The organism is Agreia sp. PsM10 (assembly GCF_030433855.1).
GTDB lineage: Bacteria > Actinomycetota > Actinomycetes > Actinomycetales > Microbacteriaceae > Agreia.
In genome coordinates this window covers 224778-244662 of record NZ_JARUXC010000003.1, presented here as the reverse complement: position 1 = coordinate 244662, position 19885 = coordinate 224778, and the positions used below count along the sequence as shown (strand labels likewise).

The 19885-nt window shown below is 67.8% G+C and carries 16 protein-coding genes and 1 tRNA gene; 14 read left to right on the top strand and 3 right to left on the bottom strand.

Translation table 11 applies throughout. The features are described from left to right. The first annotated feature begins 106 nt into the window (after positions 1 to 106). The 7 genes from lgt to QCD70_RS05160 all read left to right on the top strand — a co-directional run bounded on the left by lgt (position 107) and on the right by QCD70_RS05160 (position 10949). Positions 107 to 1132 (top strand): prolipoprotein diacylglyceryl transferase, encoded by a 1026-nt coding sequence (lgt, locus tag QCD70_RS05190; RefSeq protein WP_441004914.1) that lies wholly within the window; start codon positions 107 to 109, stop codon positions 1130 to 1132. Between the two features lie 95 nt (positions 1133 to 1227). After that, a complete protein-coding gene (gene gltB, locus QCD70_RS05185) occupies positions 1228 to 5874 on the top strand; it encodes a glutamate synthase large subunit (protein ID WP_441004913.1) in 4647 nt (1548 codons plus the stop codon). Beyond that, on the top strand, positions 5867 to 7324 hold the full coding sequence (locus tag QCD70_RS05180; RefSeq protein WP_301214086.1) for a glutamate synthase subunit beta: 1458 nt from the start codon (positions 5867 to 5869) through the stop codon (positions 7322 to 7324). Before gltB ends, QCD70_RS05180 begins: the two co-directional genes overlap by 8 nt. 93 nt (positions 7325 to 7417) lie before the next feature. Then, positions 7418 to 8863, top strand: a complete 1446-nt coding sequence (gene pyk / locus QCD70_RS05175) for a pyruvate kinase (protein ID WP_301214085.1) — start codon at positions 7418 to 7420, stop codon at positions 8861 to 8863. A gap of 163 nt (positions 8864 to 9026) precedes the next feature. Further along, the gene (locus QCD70_RS05170) at positions 9027 to 9302 is read left to right on the top strand and encodes a hypothetical protein (protein ID WP_301214229.1); all 276 of its coding nucleotides are present in this window, start codon (positions 9027 to 9029) and stop codon (positions 9300 to 9302) included. Positions 9303 to 9307: 5 nt separating this feature from the next. Next, complete coding sequence (locus QCD70_RS05165; RefSeq protein WP_301214084.1) at positions 9308 to 10201, top strand: hypothetical protein; 894 nt, start codon at positions 9308 to 9310, stop codon at positions 10199 to 10201. Positions 10202 to 10211: 10 nt separating this feature from the next. Beyond that, positions 10212 to 10949, top strand: coding sequence for a hypothetical protein (locus tag QCD70_RS05160; RefSeq protein ID WP_301214083.1), 738 nt, complete (start codon positions 10212 to 10214; stop codon positions 10947 to 10949). Positions 10950 to 11025: 76 nt separating this feature from the next. Here the strand turns inward: QCD70_RS05160 and QCD70_RS05155 are convergent, their stop codons facing one another. Together QCD70_RS05155 and QCD70_RS05150 are read right to left on the bottom strand one after the other, a co-directional pair. Continuing rightward, entirely contained in the window at positions 11026 to 11148 is a 123-nt protein-coding gene (locus QCD70_RS05155) for a ribosomal protein bL36 (protein ID WP_055928744.1), read from the bottom strand. Positions 11149 to 11203: 55 nt separating this feature from the next. Beyond that, positions 11204 to 11286, bottom strand: a tRNA-Leu gene (locus QCD70_RS05150). 40 nt (positions 11287 to 11326) lie between these two features. On the opposite strand from QCD70_RS05150, the gene QCD70_RS05145 reads away from it, so the two are divergent. Beyond that, on the top strand, positions 11327 to 11932 hold the full coding sequence (locus tag QCD70_RS05145; protein WP_055928741.1) for an ANTAR domain-containing response regulator: 606 nt from the start codon (positions 11327 to 11329) through the stop codon (positions 11930 to 11932). Between the two features lie 242 nt (positions 11933 to 12174). Next, positions 12175 to 12426, top strand: coding sequence for a hypothetical protein (locus QCD70_RS05140; protein WP_301214082.1), 252 nt, complete (start codon positions 12175 to 12177; stop codon positions 12424 to 12426). Positions 12427 to 12448: 22 nt separating this feature from the next. Here QCD70_RS05140 and QCD70_RS05135 read toward each other — a convergent pair whose 3' ends face one another. Continuing rightward, positions 12449 to 12865, bottom strand: coding sequence for a PaaI family thioesterase (locus tag QCD70_RS05135; RefSeq protein WP_301214081.1), 417 nt, complete (start codon positions 12863 to 12865; stop codon positions 12449 to 12451). A gap of 57 nt (positions 12866 to 12922) precedes the next feature. Here QCD70_RS05135 and polA point away from each other — a divergent pair, with 57 nt between their 5' ends. From polA to QCD70_RS05110, 5 genes are all read left to right on the top strand, one after another. Then, complete coding sequence (gene polA, locus QCD70_RS05130; protein ID WP_301214080.1) at positions 12923 to 15613, top strand: DNA polymerase I; 2691 nt, start codon at positions 12923 to 12925, stop codon at positions 15611 to 15613. Positions 15614 to 15716: 103 nt separating this feature from the next. Next, positions 15717 to 16232 carry a hypothetical protein gene (locus tag QCD70_RS05125; RefSeq protein WP_301214079.1) on the top strand — a complete coding sequence of 172 codons (516 nt, stop codon included), beginning with the start codon at positions 15717 to 15719 and terminating at the stop codon, positions 16230 to 16232. Between the two features lie 25 nt (positions 16233 to 16257). After that, positions 16258 to 17940: a DUF885 domain-containing protein gene (locus QCD70_RS05120; RefSeq protein WP_301214078.1), complete on the top strand. Its 1683-nt coding sequence runs from the start codon at positions 16258 to 16260 to the stop codon at positions 17938 to 17940. Next, positions 17937 to 18839, top strand: coding sequence for a thioredoxin domain-containing protein (locus QCD70_RS05115; protein ID WP_301214077.1), 903 nt, complete (start codon positions 17937 to 17939; stop codon positions 18837 to 18839). Before QCD70_RS05120 ends, QCD70_RS05115 begins: the two co-directional genes overlap by 4 nt. A 99-nt stretch (positions 18840 to 18938) precedes the next feature. Continuing rightward, entirely contained in the window at positions 18939 to 19814 is an 876-nt protein-coding gene (locus tag QCD70_RS05110) for a hypothetical protein (RefSeq protein ID WP_301214076.1), read from the top strand. Positions 19815 to 19885: the final 71 nt, after the last annotated feature.

The following is a 19885-nucleotide window of genomic DNA, read 5'->3' as shown; positions in this document are numbered from 1 at the left end:
CTGCCCGCCGTCCTACAATAAGCAGCAGCCCCTCCTGTTCGTTCCGCTCGCTTCGTCGAGCGGACGGGCGCCCGTATGAGCACCACACGATGAAAGGTCGAAACCGTTGGTCTTCGCCCCCACCAGCATCCCGAGCCCGACGTGGCAGTCATTCGACCTCACTCAGTGGCTCAATGACATCGGCCTGACGTTCCTCGTCACGCCCAACCACATCGAGATCCGGGCATACGCGCTCTGCATCCTCACCGGCATCGTGCTCGCCACCATCCTCACCTCGCGCCGACTCACCGCGCGCGGCGCCGAGCCGGGAGTCGTCCTCGACATCATCCTGTGGGCGATCCCGTTCGGCATCATCGGGGCCCGCGCGTACCACGTGCTCACGCACCCCGGCGACTACTTCGGCGAGGGAATCGAGTGGTGGAAGGTCTTCGCCGTCTGGGAGGGCGGCATCGCCATCTTCGGCTCGCTCATCGGCGGCGCGGTCGGCGCGTACATCGGCTGCCGCCTGAGCGGCATCCGCTTCTGGACGTTCGCCGACGCCCTCGCGCCGGGCATGCTGCTCGCGCAGGCGGCCGGCCGCTTCGGCAACTACTTCAACCACGAACTCTTCGGAACGCCCACCGACCTGCCGTGGGGTCTCGAGATCGAGTCCTCGAATCCGGCCTTCCCCGTGGGCCTCGCCGACGGAACGCTCTTCCACCCCACCTTCCTCTACGAGGTCATCTGGAACCTGGCCGGCGTCGCCGTCATCCTGCTGCTCGAGCGCAAGCTGCACCTGCAGTGGGGCAAGGTGTTCGGCGTCTACCTCATCTGGTACGGCGTCGGCCGCTCCGTCTTCGAGACGATGCGCGTCGACCCGAGCGAGATCTTCTTCGGCGTTCGCACCAACGTCTGGGGTGCATGGGCCGCCATCCTCATCGGCCTGATCATCATCCTCATCCAGACTCGCGAGCACCCCGGCGCGGAGCCGGGACCGTACCGGCCCGGCGCAGAGTGGGTGCCGGCGGGGGCTGGGGTAGAATCGAGCGATACTTACTCGGACGACGAGCTCAGGGGCGATGGGGCCACCGGAACTCCCGAGAACGAATCCATCGAACCAGGCGCCACAAGCGCACTCGGTGCGAAGTCCTAGAACTGAAAACCACAGTCGCGTAACTCGCCTACTCAGCTTCTCGACCATCACGATCGCCGTCACGACCCGACAGGGCATCCCGGCATCCTCCCTCCATGGGCCAGCGGCGTCCCAGATCCTTCAGTAATCACGTAGAGGACGGCACTTCCTTGTCCCAGCAGCCACGGTCCGAGCACCCATCGCACACCCGCTTCAGCACCCTCCCCGCCGCCCAGGGGTTGTACGACCCTGCCGCGGAGAAGGACGCCTGCGGCCTCGCCATGGTCGCGACCCTGCGTGGAACCGCAGGACACGACATCATCGACACGGCTCTGGGTGCGCTTCGCAACCTCGAGCACCGCGGCGCCATCGGCTCCGACGCGGGAACGGGTGACGGTGCCGGCATCCTCACGCAGATCCCCGACGAGTTCCTCCGCGCCGTCGGCCCGGCCGACCTGCCCCCGGTCGGGCACTACGCCGTCGGCAACGCCTTCCTGCCGACCGATCAGTCGGACCGCGAGTCGATCGTGGCCCGCATCGCCGAGATCGCCGAGGTCGAGGGCCTGCGCATCCTGGGCTGGCGCGAGGTCCCCATCCGTCCCGACGAGCTCGGACGACTCGCCCGCGCGGCCATGCCCGCGATCTGGCAGCTCTTCGTCACCAGTACGACGCACGACGCCGAAGGCGCCCCGCTCGCCGGCCTGGTGCTCGACCGACTCACCTATCGCCTGCGCAAGCGGGCCGAGCGCGAGCTCGAGGTGTACTTCATGTCGCTCTCGTCGCGCACGCTCACCTACAAGGGCATGGTCACGACGCTCCAGCTCGAGCCGTTCTACCCCGACCTCTCCGACGAGCGGTTCGCCTCGAAGCTCGCCCTCGTGCACTCGCGCTACTCCACCAACACGTTCCCGTCGTGGCCGCTGGCCCAGCCTCTGCGCATGATGGCGCACAACGGCGAGATCAACACGGTGCAGGGCAACCGCAACTGGATGCGCGCGCGCCAGTCGCAGCTCGAATCCGAGGTCATGGGAGACCTGACGCCGCTGCTGCCGATCGTCACGCCCGGCGCCAGTGACTCCGCCTCGTTCGACGAGGTCGTGGAGCTGCTGACCCTGGCCGGACGCTCGCTGCCGCACGCGATCATGATGATGGTGCCGGAGGCCTGGGAGAACCAGGCGGACTTCGACGAGAAGCACCGCGCGTTCTACGAGTACCACTCCATGCTGATGGAGCCGTGGGACGGACCGGCCGCGCTCGTCTTCACCGACGGCGACCTGGTCGGGGCCACCCTCGACCGCAACGGCCTCCGCCCCGGACGCTACCTCGTGACGGACGACGACCTCGTGGTGCTCGCCAGCGAGATCGGCGTGATCGATGTCGACCCCGCCCGGGTCGTGCGCAAGGGACGCCTCCGTCCCGGCAACATGTTCCTCGTCGACACCGCCGCAGGCCGCATCGTCGAAGACGAGGAGATCAAGGACTCGCTCGCCGAGACCGGCCCGTACGCCGAATGGCTCGACGCCGGGCGCATCAACCTGCGCGACCTTCCCGAGCGCGAGCACATCGTGCACACGCCCGCCTCGGTCACCCGACGCCAGCGCACCTTCGGCTACACCGAGGAGGAGATCCGCATCCTCCTCATGCCGATGGCCAAGAACGGCGCGGAGCCCCTCGGAGCCATGGGCTCGGACACGCCGATCGCGGTGCTCTCCGAGCGGCCGCGGCTGCTCTTCGACTACTTCACCCAGCAGTTCGCCCAGGTGACCAACCCGCCGCTCGACTCGATCCGCGAAGAGGTCGTCACCTCCATGCGCCTCGGCCTCGGTCCGGAGCGCAACCTGCTCGCGGCCACGGCGGAGCACACGCGCCAGGTCATCCTCGACTTCCCTGTCATCGACAACGACGAACTCGCGAAGATCCAGCACATCGATCCGCACTCCGGCAGCCGCATCACGACCACGATCCGCGGCCTCTACCGCGTGGAGGACGGTCCGCTCGCCATGCAGGAGCGGATCGCCGAGATGTGCCGCGAGGCCGACGAGGCCATCGACAACGGCGCCGCCTTCCTGGTGCTCTCGGACAGGGACTCGAACAAGGACCTGGCTCCGGTTCCGTCGCTGCTCATGCTGTCGGCCGTGCACCACCACCTCATCCGCCAGGAGACCCGCATGAAGGTCGGCCTGATCGTCGAGGCCGGCGATGTGCGCGAGGTGCACCACGTCGCCCTCCTGATCGGCTACGGCGCGTCCGCCGTCAACCCGTATCTCGCCATGGAGACCTGCGAGAACCTCGTGCGCAGCGGCAGGCTCACCGGGCTCACCCCCGAGAAGGCCGTCAAGAACGTCATCAAGGCGCTCGGCAAAGGCGTGCTCAAGATCATGTCGAAGATGGGCATCTCGACCGTGTCGAGCTATGCGGGCGCCCAGGCCTTCGAGGCCGTCGGTCTCGGAACGGACTTCGTCAAGGAGTACTTCACCGGCACCACCACCAAGCTGGGCGGAATCGGTATCGACGTCGTCGCATCCGAGAGCGCCAGCCGGCACCGCGCCGCCTACCCCGAGGACGAGGCCGCGTCGGCGCACGAGCCTCTCGCCACGGGAGGAGAGTACCAGTGGCGCCGCGAGGGCCCTCCGCACCTCTTCAACCCCGAGACGGTCTTCCGGCTGCAGCACTCGACCCGCAACCGCCGCTACGACATCTTCCGCGACTACACGCGGCTGATCGACGAACAGGCCGAGAACCTCATGACCCTGCGGGGCCTGTTCAAGCTGCGCAACGGCGCCCGTCCGCCGGTGCCGCTCGACGAGGTCGAGCCGATCGAATCGATCGTCAAGCGGTTCTCGACCGGTGCGATGAGCTACGGCTCCATCTCGCAGGAGGCCCACGAGACGCTGGCCATCGCCATGAACTCGATCGGTGCGAAGTCGAACACCGGAGAAGGCGGTGAGGACACCGACCGTCTGCTCGACCCGCGCCGTCGCAGCGCGATCAAGCAGGTCGCATCCGGTCGTTTCGGCGTCACCAGCATGTACCTGACCCACGCCACAGACATCCAGTTGAAGATGGCGCAGGGCGCCAAGCCCGGCGAGGGCGGCCAGCTGCCGCCCACGAAGGTCTACCCCTGGGTCGCTCGCACCCGCCACGCCACCGCGGGTGTCGGGCTGATCTCCCCGCCGCCGCACCACGACATCTACTCGATCGAAGACCTCAAACAGCTCATCTTCGACGTCAAGCGCGCCAACCCGCTGGCCCGCGTGCACGTCAAGCTGGTGAGCCAGTCGGGCATCGGCGCGGTCGCGGCCGGCGTGACGAAGGCCCTCGCCGACGTCGTCCTCGTCTCCGGACACGACGGCGGAACCGGCGCGAGCCCGCTGAACTCCCTCAAGCACGCCGGAACCCCCTGGGAGATCGGTCTCGCCGAGACGCAGCAGACGCTCATGCTGAACGGCATGCGCGACCGCGTCGTGGTGCAGGTCGACGGTCAGATGAAGACCGGACGCGACGTGATCATCGGCGCCCTGCTCGGGGCGGAGGAATACGGCTTCGCCACGGCGCCCCTCGTCGTGGAGGGCTGCATCCTCATGCGCGTCTGCCACCTCGACACCTGCCCCGTCGGTGTCGCGACCCAGAACCCCGAGCTGCGCGCACGGTTCACCGGCAAGCCCGAATTCGTCGTGAACTTCTTCGAGTTCCTGGCGCAGGAGGTGCGTGAATACCTCGCCGAGCTCGGATTCCGTTCCCTCGAAGAGGCGATCGGGCACCACGAACTCATCGACATGAACGGCGCGATCGAGCACTGGAAGGCCGACGGCCTCGACCTGAGCCCGATCCTCGTCGGACCGGAGTTCGCCGACGACGAGCCGCGCTCGAACCGCAGGAAGCAGGACCACGAGCTCGAGAAGCACTTCGACAACCGGCTCATCCGGGAGGCGCAGTCCGCACTCGAGTTCGGCGAGCCCGTGGCCATCACGCTGCCGATCCGCAACACGGAGCGCGCGGTGGGAACGATGCTCGGCAACCAGGTCACGCTGCAGCACGGTGAGGCGGGGCTTCCCGAGGGAACGATCCAGGTCACGCTGCTCGGCTCCGCCGGACAGTCTTTCGGTGCGTTCCTGCCGTCGGGCATCACGCTCCGACTCGAGGGCGACTCCAACGACTACGTCGGCAAGGGCCTCTCGGGCGGCCAGATCATCGTGCGGCCCGACCGCAAGAGCCAGTTCGCGGCAGAAGACAACGTGATCGCAGGAAACGTCATCGGCTACGGCGCGACCCGCGGCAGCATGTTCATCCGCGGAATCGTGGGGGAGCGCTTCCTCGTGCGCAACTCCGGAGCGACCGCGGTCGTCGAGGGCGTGGGCGACCACGCGCTCGAGTACATGACCGGAGGCCTCGCGCTCATCCTGGGCTCGACGGGGCGCAACCTGGGTGCCGGCATGTCGGGCGGAACCGCCTACGTGCACCGCCTGCGCACAGAGAGTGTGAACCGCGATTCGCTGGCGAGCGGCGAGCTCAGCCTGCTTCCCCTGGGAAGTGCCGACGCGGAGATCGTGCGCGATCTGCTCACACGACACGAACTCGAGACGGGATCGACGCTCGCTGCGGCGATGCTCGCCGATTTCGACACGACCGTGACGGAGTTCGTCAAGGTTCTGCCCCGCGACTACGCCGCGGTTCTGCAGACCAGGCAGACGGCCGTCGATGAAGGACTCGATCCCGATGGCGACATCGTCTGGGGACGCATTTTGGAGGTAACCGGTGGCTGATCCCAAGGGGTTCCTGAAGGTACAGGAGCGCGAGCTTCCCAAGAGACGACCGGTCTCGGTACGGCTCATGGACTGGAAAGAGGTCTACGAGCAGGGAGACCCGTCGGAGCTCCGTCGCCAGGCCGGCCGCTGCATGGACTGCGGCATCCCGTTCTGTCACCAGGGCTGCCCGCTCGGCAATCTCATTCCCGAGTGGAACGACCTGATGTTCCGAGGCGAGGGTCGGCAGGCCATCGAACGGCTGCACGCGACCAACAACTTCCCCGAGTTCACGGGCCGGCTCTGCCCAGCACCCTGCGAGAGTTCCTGCGTGCTGGGAATCAACCAGCCCGCGGTGACGATCAAGCAGGTCGAGGTGTCGATCATCGACCAGGCGTTCGCGAACGGCTGGGTGCAGCCGCACCCGCCCGAGCGTCTCAGCGGCAAGACGGTCGCCGTGGTCGGCTCCGGCCCCGCCGGACTGGCTGCGGCCCAGCAGCTGACCCGCGCCGGCCACACCGTCGCCGTCTACGAGCGTGACGACCGCATCGGAGGCCTCCTCCGCTACGGCATCCCCGACTTCAAGATGGAGAAGAAGCAGCTCGAACTGCGTCTGAACCAGATGATGGCGGAAGGCACGCGATTCCGCGCCGGCATCACCATCGGCGTCGACATCTCCTGGGACGACCTGCGGGCTCGCTACGACGCTGTGATCGTCTGCACCGGTGCGACCGTTCCCCGCGACCTCCCCATCCCCGGTCGCGACCTCTCGGGCGTGCACTTCGCCATGGACTACCTGGTCCAGCAGAACAAGATCGGAGCCGGCGACACCATCGCCGACCAGATCACGGCAGAGGACAAGCACGTCGTCGTCCTCGGCGGCGGCGACACGGGCGCCGACTGCATCGGAACGGCGCACCGCCAGGGAGCGCGTTCGGTCACGAACCTCGCCATCGGCGCCCAGCCGCCCAGCGAGCGACGCGACGACCAGCCATGGCCCACCTTCCCGACGCTCTTCGAGGTGTCGAGCGCCCACGAGGAGGGCGGCGAACGCCAGTACCTCGCCTCCACGGTCGAGTTCCTCTCGAACGAGTCCGGCGAGGTCCGGGCCATCCGCGTGGCAGAGACCGAGTTCATCGACGGCCGCCGCGTGCCCAAGGCCGGCACGGAGCGCGAGATCCCCGCCGATCTCGTTCTGCTCGCGCTCGGATTCACGGGTGCCGAGCACACCGATCTCACGAACCAGCTGGGCGCGCGTTTCGACGATCGCGGCACCGTCGGCCGGGCCGGCGACTACCAGACCAGCGTTCCCGGTGTCTTCGCAGCCGGCGACGCGGGCCGCGGCCAGTCGCTCATCGTGTGGGCCATCGCCGAAGGACGTGCTGCGGCATCGGCCGTAGACGAGTACCTTGAAGGTGCCACGGAACTTCCGTTCCCCGTCAAGCCCACCGACCGCTCGATCTCCATCTAGAGCATCTCTTTTCGTTCCATCCTTCATCCGATTCAGCCACTGATCCCTATTGCGCCCACCTCGGGCGCAGAGAACACGGAGTACCACAACACGATGAGACGCGCAAAAATCGTCGCCACACTCGGTCCGGCAACCTCCACCTACGACGACATCCGGGCGATCATCGACGCCGGCGTCGACGTCTGCCGCATGAACCTGAGCCACGGAACGTACGACGTGCACGAGGGCATCTACGCCACCGTGCGCAAGGCTGCAGCAGATTCGGGTCGCGCCGTCGCGGTGCTGGTCGACCTGCAGGGTCCGAAGATCCGCCTCGGCAAGTTCGAGGGCGGCCCCTACTACCTCAACGAGGGTGACATCTTCACGATCACCATCGACGATGTGCTCGGAACGAAGGAGCTGTCGGGAACGACGTTCAAGGGCCTGCCCCAGGACGTGAAGCCCGGCGACTTCCTGCTGATCGACGACGGCAAGGTCAAGGTCGAGGTCATCGAGTCCGACGACCGCACGGTGACCACGAAGGTGATCGTCGCCGGCAACGTCTCGAACAACAAGGGCATCAACCTCCCGGGTGTCGCCGTCAACGTGCCGGCGCTCTCCGAGAAGGACGAGGCCGACCTGCGCTGGGGCCTGAAGCTGGGTGCCGACCTCATCGCCCTGTCGTTCGTGCGCGACGCCAAGGACGTCGAGCGCGTCCACGAGATCATGGCCGAGGAGAACAGGCGCGTTCCCGTCGTCGCGAAGATCGAGAAGCCCCAGGCCGTCGACAACCTCGAAGAGATCATTGACGCGTTCGACAGCATCATGGTGGCGCGCGGCGACCTCGGCGTCGAGCTTCCCCTCGAGGCCGTGCCGATCGTGCAGAAGCGCGCGATCGAACTCTCCCGCCGCATGGCCAAGCCGGTCATCGTCGCGACACAGATGCTCGAGTCCATGATCTCCAGCCCCATCCCGACCCGCGCCGAGACCTCCGACGTCGCCAACGCCGTCCTCGACGGTGCCGACGCCGTGATGCTCAGCGGTGAGACGAGTGTCGGCGAGTACCCGGTGATCACGGTGCAGACCATGGCACGCATCGTCGAGTCCACCGAGGTGCACGGGCTCGACCGCATTCCTGCGCTCGGCACGAAGCCGCGAACGCAGGGCGGCGCCGTGACGCTCGCGGCCGAAGAGGTGGCGAACTTCGTCGAAGCGAAGTTCGTGGTCGTCTTCACCGAATCGGGCGACTCCGTGCGCCGCATGTCGCGACTCCGTTCGAAGATCCCCATGATCGGACTGACGCCCGAAGAGGGCATCCGCAACCGCATGGCCCTCACCTGGGGCGTCGAGTCGTACCTCACGGAGCGCGTCAAGCACACCGACCAGCTCATGGTGCAGGTCGACGAGGTGCTTCTCAGCAACCAGTTGGCAGACGCAGGCGACAAGGTCGTCGTGATCTGCGGATCCCCTCCCGGAAAGTCGGGCACCACGAACGACATGCGCATCCATGTCGTCGGCTCGGCCCACAACCCGTCGAAGCCAGAGGTCGTCGAGAACTAGCACCATTCTCGATGGCTCGAGACGCCCCCTCACGATCCTCGTGAGGGGGCGTTCGGCGTTCGAAGGCAGCGCTTCTACACCTCTGCGAGAGCGTTGACAATGGGCGGCGTCGCCTCTGTCGCGCGTCGATCCAGGGACATAGTGTCAGCACATGACAGACACGATGAACGACGAGATCAACGGAACGACAGCGCAGTCGCCGGCCTCGACCGGTCCGGATGCGCGAACCATCGGCGACTGGACGGACCTCGGGCGGGAGATGTGGTCCTACCTGACCGGTCGCGGCGCGGCGGTCAACTACAGCTTCGTCGACATGGTCGTCGAGGTCCCCAGGGACATCGGCCCGGACGCACCGCGCGCGACCTGGAAGCTCAACGGCACACTCCGCGTCACCACCAGCGACGACCTGGCCGCCGGTTCAGACCCGTTGCGGTCCTGACGGCCATGACGGCCGCCATCCGTTTCGACATCGACATGACCTTCGTCCTCGAGGGCGTCGACGAGAACATCGACGGGTCGGTTCATGCGTCCGGATCCACGATCGAGGTCATGCTCTCCCATCCGGAGGCCTTCATCGATCGCACACGGGCCTCGCTGGGGCGCGTCCGCGAACTCGCCCGAGGCCTGGCCCGCCGCGGCATCACCGTGCGCCTCTCCGGACCGTCCGGAATGGTGGGGGAGTTGGGCGCCGTGAAGACGTCCGTCGCGCAGCGCGTCGCGTCGGGTTCGCCGCATATCCGCCTCGGCAGGGTGGGCGCGATCTCATCGGTGCTGAAGAAGCGGTCGTCGTCCGACTCCCCGGCGCGGGTGGGCTTCCCGCCGTCCACGCTGCTGCCGCTGCTGCCCACGTTCGACCGCCACGCCAGATTCCGCCCGACCACGACGCACGCCGCACCGGGCGCGGGTCGTCCTCGGCTGATCTTCGTGATCGGTTCCGAGAACTGGGACGGCTCCCCGCCGCGCGAATTCGACCTCCTCGACGGCGTGACGGTGATCGGCTCCGGTCCCGGCGCCGACCTCCGGCTCGACGGACTCGATCCTGTGCACGCGACCATCACGCACACGGATGCCGACGAGTATGCGTTCCGCCTCGTCTCGCAGACGGACGACGGCGGCGCCGTGCCCCTCCTCGACCGCGACTCGCCGAGGCGCCCGGCCGAACGCGTGCTCCGCACGGGCGCGCGGCTGGAACTCGGGGACTGGCGGCTCGGCTACTTCCGGGCCGAGTTCGCCGATCACGGCCGACCCTTCGGTGGCAGGATGGGCGGGGAGCTCTCCCGGCAGAAGCCGCAGCCGCCCCGGCCGGGCGCGCCCCGTCGTGGGGGACTGGAGCAGTAGCAGACGGGCGGTGCGCGTGGACGACGAGTCGACTCCCGTCTACGGCACGCCCGACGGGCTGCCTGCCGGAGGCGTCCATCCCCTCTACGGCACACCCCCGTCCACCCGCGATGCCGAGGCACCTGACCGGCCCCCTGTCGTTCGGCGACGATCGGTTCCGCGACGTCTGACCGGGGCTATTCGACGGCTCGTGCGCGCGGTGCTCCGCGACCGGGACGGCGGCAGCGGACTCGATTGGCGCGACTATCCCGGCATCCACGCGGGGGATGCCCGATCGGTCCTCGGCGGCCTCCGTCTCGACGACACTCTGGATCGCAACGACAGGGTGCTGGCGCGGGTGCGACGGGCACTCGAAGCCGAGTTCCGCGTGCACTGGTGGGCGAATCCCGACACGGAGTCGCTGGAGGTGCAGGACAACGCGTGGGGCGCCGCGAGCATGCTGCAGATCGCGCATTCCGCGACGTGGCGCACGACGTCGGGCCTCACGAGTGTCGAAGACAGGGACATGGCGGCGAGAATCGTGGCTGTCGCCCTCCGTCATGAGGGCTTCGCGGCCCAGAGCCTTCAGAGACTCGATGACGAATGGGTCCTGTCCGCCCACCATGCCGACCTGCCCGAATCAGTGCTCACCCTGCGAATCGGCTTCAGCGAGTTCGAAGTGACGTTGGACTCGTCCGGTGTCCTCCCCGCCGAGCTCGAGACCGAATTCCGTGACCGAGCCGAACGATTCTCGCGACGCGACCCTTAACGAGGAATGACCCAGGCGATTCGCCTGGGTCATTCTCTGATGGGCTGGAAATGCTCAGCTCATATGCGTGGGTTTCTCAACCCTGACGCGACTTGAACCGGGGGTTGAGCTTGTTGATCACGAGCGTGCGCCCGTTGCGTCGAACAATCTGCGAACCCTGCATCTTCTTCATCGAACCCAGTGAATTACGAACCTTCATACTGAACTCCTTCCCGTTGAGGAGTACAACAAGATCGCCGCCGAAGTATTCCCGGTACCGGTGGTGGGACTCGAACCCACAAGCCCTCACGGACAGCGCATTTTGAGTGCGCCGCGTCTGCCATTCCGCCACACCGGCTCGTTCACGTGCTCGCATCAGAATACCGTAGGCTTGCAGGGTGTCAGACCAAGAAACCACCCCCGTCGCGCCCCGTCGCGTTGTCGTTGCAGAAGACGAATCGCTGATCCGTCTCGATATCGTCGAGATCCTCCGTGACAACGGTTTCGAGGTCGTCGGCGAGGCCGGAGACGGCGAGACCGCCGTCGCCCTCGCCACGGAGCTCCGCCCCGACCTGGTGATCATGGACGTCAAGATGCCCCAGCTCGACGGCATCTCCGCGGCCGAGCGCCTCAGCAAGGGCCACATCGCCCCCGTCGTGCTGCTCACCGCATTCAGCCAGAAAGAGCTGGTCGAGCGGGCGACCGAGGCCGGCGCGCTGGCCTACGTCGTCAAGCCGTTCACCCCGAACGACCTTCTTCCCGCGATCGAGATCGCCCTCTCGCGCTATGCCCAGATCATCACCCTCGAGGCCGAGGTCGCCGACCTGGTCGAGCGCTTCGAGACCCGCAAACTCGTCGACCGGGCCAAGGGCCTGCTCAACGAGAAGATGGGCCTCACCGAGCCCGAAGCCTTCCGCTGGATCCAGAAGGCGTCGATGGACCGCCGTCTGACCATGCACGATGTCGCCCTGGCGATCATCGAGCAGCTCAGCGCCAAGAAGTAGAGCCGACCCTGTCGTCCACCGGTTCCGCGTTCCGCCGGGGCCCCGCGAAGCCCACCGAGTCCGAGCGACCGGTTCGGCGTGCGACGCTCAAGCTCAAGCATGAGGCGCTCCCCGAGAATACGGCCCTGTTCAGCGATGACATCGTCGACGTCGCGCGCAGGATCAGCGGCGTAGAACTCGACTACTCGGTCGCGAGCCTCGAGCAGGTCGACGCTCTGATCGCGGGCTTCCGCGCGCAGGGGGTGACAGAGGAGCGCTTCGCCGAGACGCTCTTCGGATTCGGCTGCTACGTCGGCGAGGTCATGGTGCGCCAGACGGGTGGATCGTGGACGAGCAGCGCGGGAACCGCACTCGAGGCCTACGCCAGCTTCCCCCTGCTGGTCTCCCTGCCGCCCGACAACCTCAGTAACCCGATCGGCAAGGTGTTCAAGGCGTTCCGCAACGGCGACGCCGACAGCATCGTGCAGTTCTACCGGGTGATGACCTCGGCCTGAACCGGCCTCAGCTCTTGTCGACTCAGTGCTTGTCGATGATCATGTTCGTGATGCGGATCGTCGAGCAGCGTCGACCCTGGTCGTCGTCGATCGCGATCTCATGCGTCGTGAGCGTGCGCCCCAGGTGGATGGGCGTGCAGACCGCGGTCACGATGCCCGATCGAGCCGATCGCGTATGAGAAGCATTGATCTCGATGCCGACCGCGAGGCGGTCGGGGCCGGCGTGCAGGTTCGCCGCCATCGATCCGAGCGATTCGCCGAGCACCACGTAGGCACCGCCGTGCAGCAGCCGGGCCGGCTGCCTGTTGCCCTCGACGGGCATCGTCGCGACCGCCCGCTCGAGAGAGAACTCGACGAACTCGATGCCCATCTTGTCGGCGAGCTCGCCCGCCCCGCGTTCGCGGATCCAGCCGAGCGCATCCACCGGGTTGTCAGTCATGGTCGCCTTCGAATGTGTGAGCCGGCCGCCGTCGGAGGCGGCTTGTAGGCTGGGGACGTGTCGGATTCAGAAAAGCCTACCCTCCTCGTCATCGACGGCCATTCCCTCGCGTTCCGGGCGTTCTACGCCCTGCCCGTCGACAGTTTCCAGACGCGCGACGGGCAGCACACGAACGCGATCCATGGCTTCATCGCCATGCTCATCAACCTGTTGAAGGCCGAGAAGCCGACCCACATCGCCGTGGCGTTCGACATCTCCCGGCATTCGTTCCGCACCCGCGAATACCCTGAATACAAGGGCACCCGGGGCGAGACGCCTCCCGAGTTCAAGGGCCAGATCCCTCTTCTCGAAGAGGCGCTGCACGCCATGAACATCACCACGGTGTCGAAAGAAGACTACGAAGCCGACGACATCCTCGCCACGCTCGCCCGTCAGGGCGAAGAGCAGGGCTTCCGCGTCTTCGTCGTGTCGGGAGACCGCGACAGCATCCAGCTGATCCGACCCGACGTCACCCTCCTCTACCCGTCGGCCATGGGCGTCTCCCAGCTCACCCGCTACGACGCCGAGAAGGTCTTCGAGAAGTACGGCGTGCAGCCGCATCAGTACCCCGAGATCGCCGCGCTCGTCGGAGAGACCAGCGACAACCTGATCGGCGTCGACAAGGTCGGCCCGAAGACGGCGGCCAAGTGGATCAACCTCTACGGCAGTCTCGATGCCGTCATCGAGCGCCGCGACGAGATCAAGGGCGTCGTGGGCGACAAGCTCCGCGAGCAGTACGAGAACGCGGTGCGCAACCGAAAGCTCAACCACCTGCTGACCGACGTCGACCTGCCCGTCGGCCCTGCCGATCTCGAGCGCAAGCCGATCGACGAGCAGGCCCTGCGCGACATCTTCGGCCGGCTCGAGTTCCGCACGCTGCTCGATCGTGTTCTCAAGCTCGACGGCCAGGGCGCGGCACCGGATGCCTCGGCCGGCCCGGGCGGGGAGGGTCCCGAATCCGTTCCCGCGTCGATCACCGCGCCCACACCCGTGGCGCTCCTCGACGAAGAACTCGAGCTCTGGCTGTCCCGGGCGTCGAAGAGCAGTCCAGACGGGCTGGCCCTCTCGATCGAGACGCAGGGCGGAGTGCCGGTCGGCATCGGGGTCGCGAGCCAGACCGAGAGCCTGTTCGCGCCGTGGAGGGCGGGCAGCCCCGACTACACGGCCCTCGAGGCGTGGCTGGAGAGCGATTCGCCGAAGATCATGCACGGCGCGAAGGAGCAGATCAAGGCCCTTCGCCGCGCCGACCTCGCCGTCTCCGGGTTGCGGTTCGACACCACGATCGCCGCCTGGCTCGTGCGCCCGGACTCGTCGGCCGATCGCTCGCTCGCCGAACTCGTCGACCGCACCCTGGCCGAGGTGCTGCCCACTCCCGATCCCAACCAGCTCGTCCCCGCCGACGACGCCGACGTGGGCCCCGCGACCGAGGCGTGGTACATAGCTCGCGTCGCCGCCGCCCAGCTGGCATCGCTCGACGAGCGCACCATGAGGGTGCTCGGCGACATCGAGATCCCTACGCTCATGGCGCTCGTCGACATGGAGCTCTTCGGAATCACGGTGAGCCACGACGAGCTCACCGAGCTGTCGAGCGAACTGGCCGCCACGGCCACGAACCTCGCCACCGACGCCTACGAGATCATCGGGGGCGAGATCAACCTCGGATCGCCGAAGCAGATCCAGGAGGTGCTCTTCGACCGCCTGTCGATGCCGAAGACGCGCGCCACCAAGACCGGCTATTCCACCGACGCGGGAGCACTGGCCGACCTGCAGGCGTCGAGTCCGCACCCGTTCCTCGGCCTCCTTCTGCAGCACCGAGACGCCACGAAGCTCCGCCAGATCATCGAGACGGTCGACAAGGCCATCGCCCCCGACGGGCGTGTGCACACGCGCTACGTGCAGACCGGGTCGAGCACGGGCCGCATCTCGTCGACAGACCCCAACCTGCAGAACATTCCCGTGCGCGCCGAAGAGGGCCGTCGCATCCGGCACGCCTTTCAGGTGGGCGAGGGGTTCGAGACGCTGCTCACCGCCGACTACTCGCAGATCGAGATGCGCATCATGGCCCACCTGTCGGGCGACGAGGGGCTGATCACGGCCTTCACCGAGGGCGAAGACCTGCATCGCTTCGTCGGAGCCCACGTGTTCGGCGTCGAACCCGCCGACGTCACGCCCGCGATGCGCACGAAGGTCAAGGCCATGTCGTACGGGCTCGCCTACGGCCTGAGCGCGTTCGGCCTGTCGAAGCAGCTGCGCATCGACTCCAGCGAGGCGAAGAAGCTCATGTCCGACTACTTCGAACGCTTCGGCGCCGTGCGCGACTTCCTGCGCAACGTCGTGCTGCAGGCGAAGGAAGACGGCTACACCGAGACGATCTTCGGTCGCCGCCGCCCCTTCGCGAACCTCAACAGCGCCAACAGGGTCCTCCGAGACAACGACGAGCGCGCGGCCCTCAACGCCCCCATTCAGGGAACGGCGGCCGACATCATCAAGATCGCCATGATCGGCATCGCCCGCGACCTGAGAGAGCAGCAGCTCGCCTCGCGCATGCTGCTGCAGGTGCACGACGAGCTCGTGTTCGACGTCGCTCCCGGCGAGTGGGACACCCTCTCGGGCATCGTCACCACGCGCATGAGCACGGCGGCCGAGCTGCGCGTGCCGCTCGAGGTGCAGATCGGCCGGGGAGCGAACTGGAACGACGCCGCGCACTGATCGACCGCGCGCTGGACGACCGGGCCCGGGCGGCCTCCCGCCCGACACCGTCCAGACACCTCTAGGACGCCCGCACGACACCTGCGTGCCCGAGACTCGACAGGTGACAGCGGCGGCGAGCATCGTATTCTCGTCGTTCACGTCGGCCGCCGATCCGATGCCTCGGGCCTGGTCCCGATTCCGTGACCAGCTGATCTCGGCCGAACCGCGACCCGCCGAAGACCCCGACGAGCCTCGATCGGGCCCGGTCTGCGTCTGGCGCCTCCTGGCCAGCAACAACCGGGAGCTCGGCCGCAGCGCCGTGCTCTACCGCACCTTCCTCGACGCCCGCGCAGCGGTCTTCGAGGCACGCCTCGCCGCCTCGGAGTTCGAGATCAGGTCGGTGCACGGCCCCAACGCGGGCACGCACGGCTGGTTCGCGCTCGACCCCGGCGGGTCGCCCCTCATCACCTGCGGGCGCTGGTACGGAGCCCACGCCGCCAGCATCGAAGCGGCGCAGCACTCGATCGAGGCGTTCCAGGGCGCGACCGTGCTCGCCGAGGGCCACCGCCGTCTCTCACCGGACAGACGACGCTCGGTCCGAGAGCCCGCCCCCACGGCCGCCCCGGCGACACCGTGACGGGGGAGGTCGTTAGGCTGAATTCATGACCGGTTCAGCCACGCCTCCCGTACGAACTCCCACCGCCATCGACGCGATCGCCGAGCGATGGGTCGATGCCCTCGTGCGCCTCGAGCCCACCGTGGGCACCTACATCGGGCGTGTGGAGGCGAACTCCCGGTTCGGCGATCTCTCTCCCGCGGGCCACGACCTCTACCTCGGCGAGGTGCGACGCACACTGGCCCAGCTCGATGAGGCAGAGCCCGTCGACGACGTCGACCGGGTGACACAGCTCGATCTCGGCAGCTCACTGCGTCTGGCGATCGAGAGCGCCGAGGCGGGCCTGCACCTGCGCGACCTCAACGTCATCGCCTCGCCGTCGCAGGACATCCGCGAGGCCTTCGACCTGATGCCGACCGACACGGCCGAGGACTGGCAGGTCATCGAGACGCGGCTTCGCGCGGTTCCGGATGCCCTCGCCGGCTACGTCGAGACGCTGCGGCTGGGCATCCACCGCAGCATCGTGCCCGCCCGCCGGCAGGTGACGGAGGTGCTGGCGCAGGCGCGCAAGAACGCGTCGCCCGACGGCTTCTTCGTCACGTTGGCCGCCGGCGCGCCCGCGGACTCGTCCACCGGGTCGCTGGCGGAGGCGGCCGCCGTCGCCGCGGGAGGATACGGCCGGTTCGCAGACTTCCTCGAGAACGAGCTGCTGCCGTCGGCCACCCCGGTGGATGCCGTGGGCCGCGAGATCTACGCGCTGCGGTCGCGACAATTCCTCGGCGCGGCCATCGACCTCGACGAGACCTACGAGTGGGGCCTCGCCGAGCTCGAACGCATGACCCGCGAACAGGAGTCGATCGCCGACGAGATCCTGCCCGGCGCCACCGTGCACGAGGCCATCGCCCACCTCGACGCCGACGACGCACGGAAGCTCCACGGAACAGACGCGCTCCAGCGCTGGATGCAGGAGACGAGCGATCGCGCCGTCGACGAACTGTCGCGAAGCCACTTCGACATCCCCGACGAGATCCGCACGCTCGAATGCATGATCGCGCCGACCGACGAGGGCGGCATCTACTACACCGGTCCGACCGACGACTTCTCGCGGCCCGGCCGCATGTGGTGGTCCGTTCCCGCGGGGGTCACCACCTTCGACACCTGGCGCGAGCTCACGACGGTCTACCACGAGGGCGTTCCGGGCCACCACCTGCAGATCGGCCAGGCCGTCTACAACAGGGCCGTGCTCAACACGTGGCGTCGCCAGCTGGCGGGGTCGTCCGGGCACGCGGAGGGCTGGGCACTGTACGCCGAGCGCCTGATGCAGGAGCTGGGATACCTCGACGATCCGGCAGACAGGCTGGGCATGCTCGACGGCCAGCGCATGCGCGCCGCACGAGTGGTTCTCGACATCGGCGTGCACCTCGGCAAGCAGCGTCCCGACGGCGGGGGAGTGTGGGATGCGGACTACGCGCTCGCCTTCATGCGTGCCAACGTGAACATGGACGACGCGTTCACCCGATTCGAGGTGAACAGGTATCTCGGCTGGCCCGGCCAGGCGCCGTCGTACAAGGTGGGGCAGCGCATCTGGGAGCGCCTGCGCGACGACTACCGACGTCAGCAGGGCGACGCCTACGACGCCAAGGAGTTCCACCGGCGAGCCCTCGACCTCGGCGGCGTCGGGCTCGACACACTCCAGCGATTCCTGCTCACAGACGAGGCGACGCGATGACGACCACTCCGCCGCCCGGCTGGTACCCCGACACCGATCCGTCCCGCGAGAGATGGTGGGACGGACAGAACTGGGGCGAGGCCCTGCGTGCCGCCCCCGGTACGCCCGAGGCCCCACCGGCATCCGGTGCCCCGGGCGGGTCGCCCGCCCCGCGGCGGCCGATCTGGCCGTGGGTGCTCGGCGGGTCCGTGCTCGTCGTGATCGCCGTCGCCGTCGCCGCCGTCCTGATACTCACCAGCGTCTTCTCGTCGCTCGAACGGTCGTCGAGCGGGTCTCCGGGCAGGTCCGACCGGCAGACCGGGAGCTCCGAGGCGCCGGCCGGCGCGGTCGGCGACGGCATCGTGATCGGAGACGGGGGTGACGACGCGATCCGCGTCGTCACCTACATCGACTACTTCTGCCCCTTCTGCGGGCAGTTCGAGTCGACGAACGCGGAGCAGCTGTCGGAGTGGGTCGAATCCGGCGAGGTCGCGCTCGAGGTGCACCCCGTCTCGATCCTCGACCGCGCCTCGCTGGGAACGCAGTACTCGACCCGCGCGGCGAATGCCGCCGCCTGCGTGGCCGACACGGCACCCGATCGGTTCGAGGCGTTCAGCGCGCTGCTCTTCGAGAACCAGCCCGCCGAGAACACCGAGGGCCTGAGCGACGCGGACCTCGTCGACCTCGCGGACCAGGCCGGGGCGCTCGAGGACACCGGTGTCGCCGACTGCATCGACGCGGGACAGTTCACCGACTGGGTGACGCAGGCCACGGACCGTGCGTTGTCCGGCCCCCTTCCGGAGTCCGACGTCGAGAAGCTGGCGGGCACCCCCACGGTCATCGTCGACGGCTCCCAGTACACGGGCAGCCTCACCGACGCCCAGGAGTTCGCCGACTTCGTCATGGCGGGTTCCATCTGACGGTCGCCGTCATCGGCCGTCGCGCCTGAGTAGTGCGGGGGGCGCGAGTGAGTAGCGCATCACCTGTCGAGCGCCGTCGGCGCTTCGTAGCGTGGGCCCATGAGCACATCTGATCCGCGCGTCGATCGCGCCGAACGCCAGGCCAGGGCCGCTGCACGCCCCGGCAACACCCTCCTCCTCGTCCTCCTGGGAGCAGTCCACGCCGCCGTCTGGGTCGCCGCCGGATTCGGCGTCGGCATCCTTCTCGACACCGTCCGTCTGATGACCGTCAACCAGGTCGGCGGCTGGAGCAGCGGCTTCGACGGAGCGACTTCGCAGCTGCTGGGAGTCGGGGCGATCGGCCTCGGCTCGGTTCTCGGAGTGTTTCTCACGGGGAGGCTCGGCCGGCTCGGCCTCGGCGCCGCCATGATCATCCCGTTCTGCACCGCCTTCCTGGGCATCGCGCTCGGGCTGGTGCTCTTCATCCCGAGCTGGACCGAACCGGACGCTGTCGGCGAGAAGGTCGCGTTCATCGACGGGGGCGACAGGGAACCCTGGCAGTCCGACGCGTGGATCGCCTACTACCTGCCCTTCTGGCTTCCCGCCGTGTTCGGCGTCCTCCTGCTCCTCGCCATCGCAGCGGCGCTGGCGGCGACTCGACCGGCTCGGGTGGATGCAGGACATCGAGGCTCACGGCACGCGGGTTCCCGGTGTGGTCACGGAGGCGATCGCGACAGGAACGGAGATCCAGGGAATGCCCCGGATCCAGTTCACGACACGATTCCGCGACACGGCCGGCGTGGACCGCTGGGTGACGAAGAAGGCCACGTTCCCGCGCGCATCCACACCACGTGCCGGGGATCCCGCAGTCGTCTGGTTCGACACCCGCGCGCCGCACGACGAGTCGAGGATCATGGTCGGGCTCGGACCCGAGGCGGCGCAGTCGACGGGGATCGCCACGGTGTTGCCGCGGGAAGACCAACGGGGCTAGAATGACTTGGCACGTTTTGTGCCATCCCATCCGCTCGCCTTCGGTGGAGCTGTCGTGCTCGAAACCTCGAACTCGT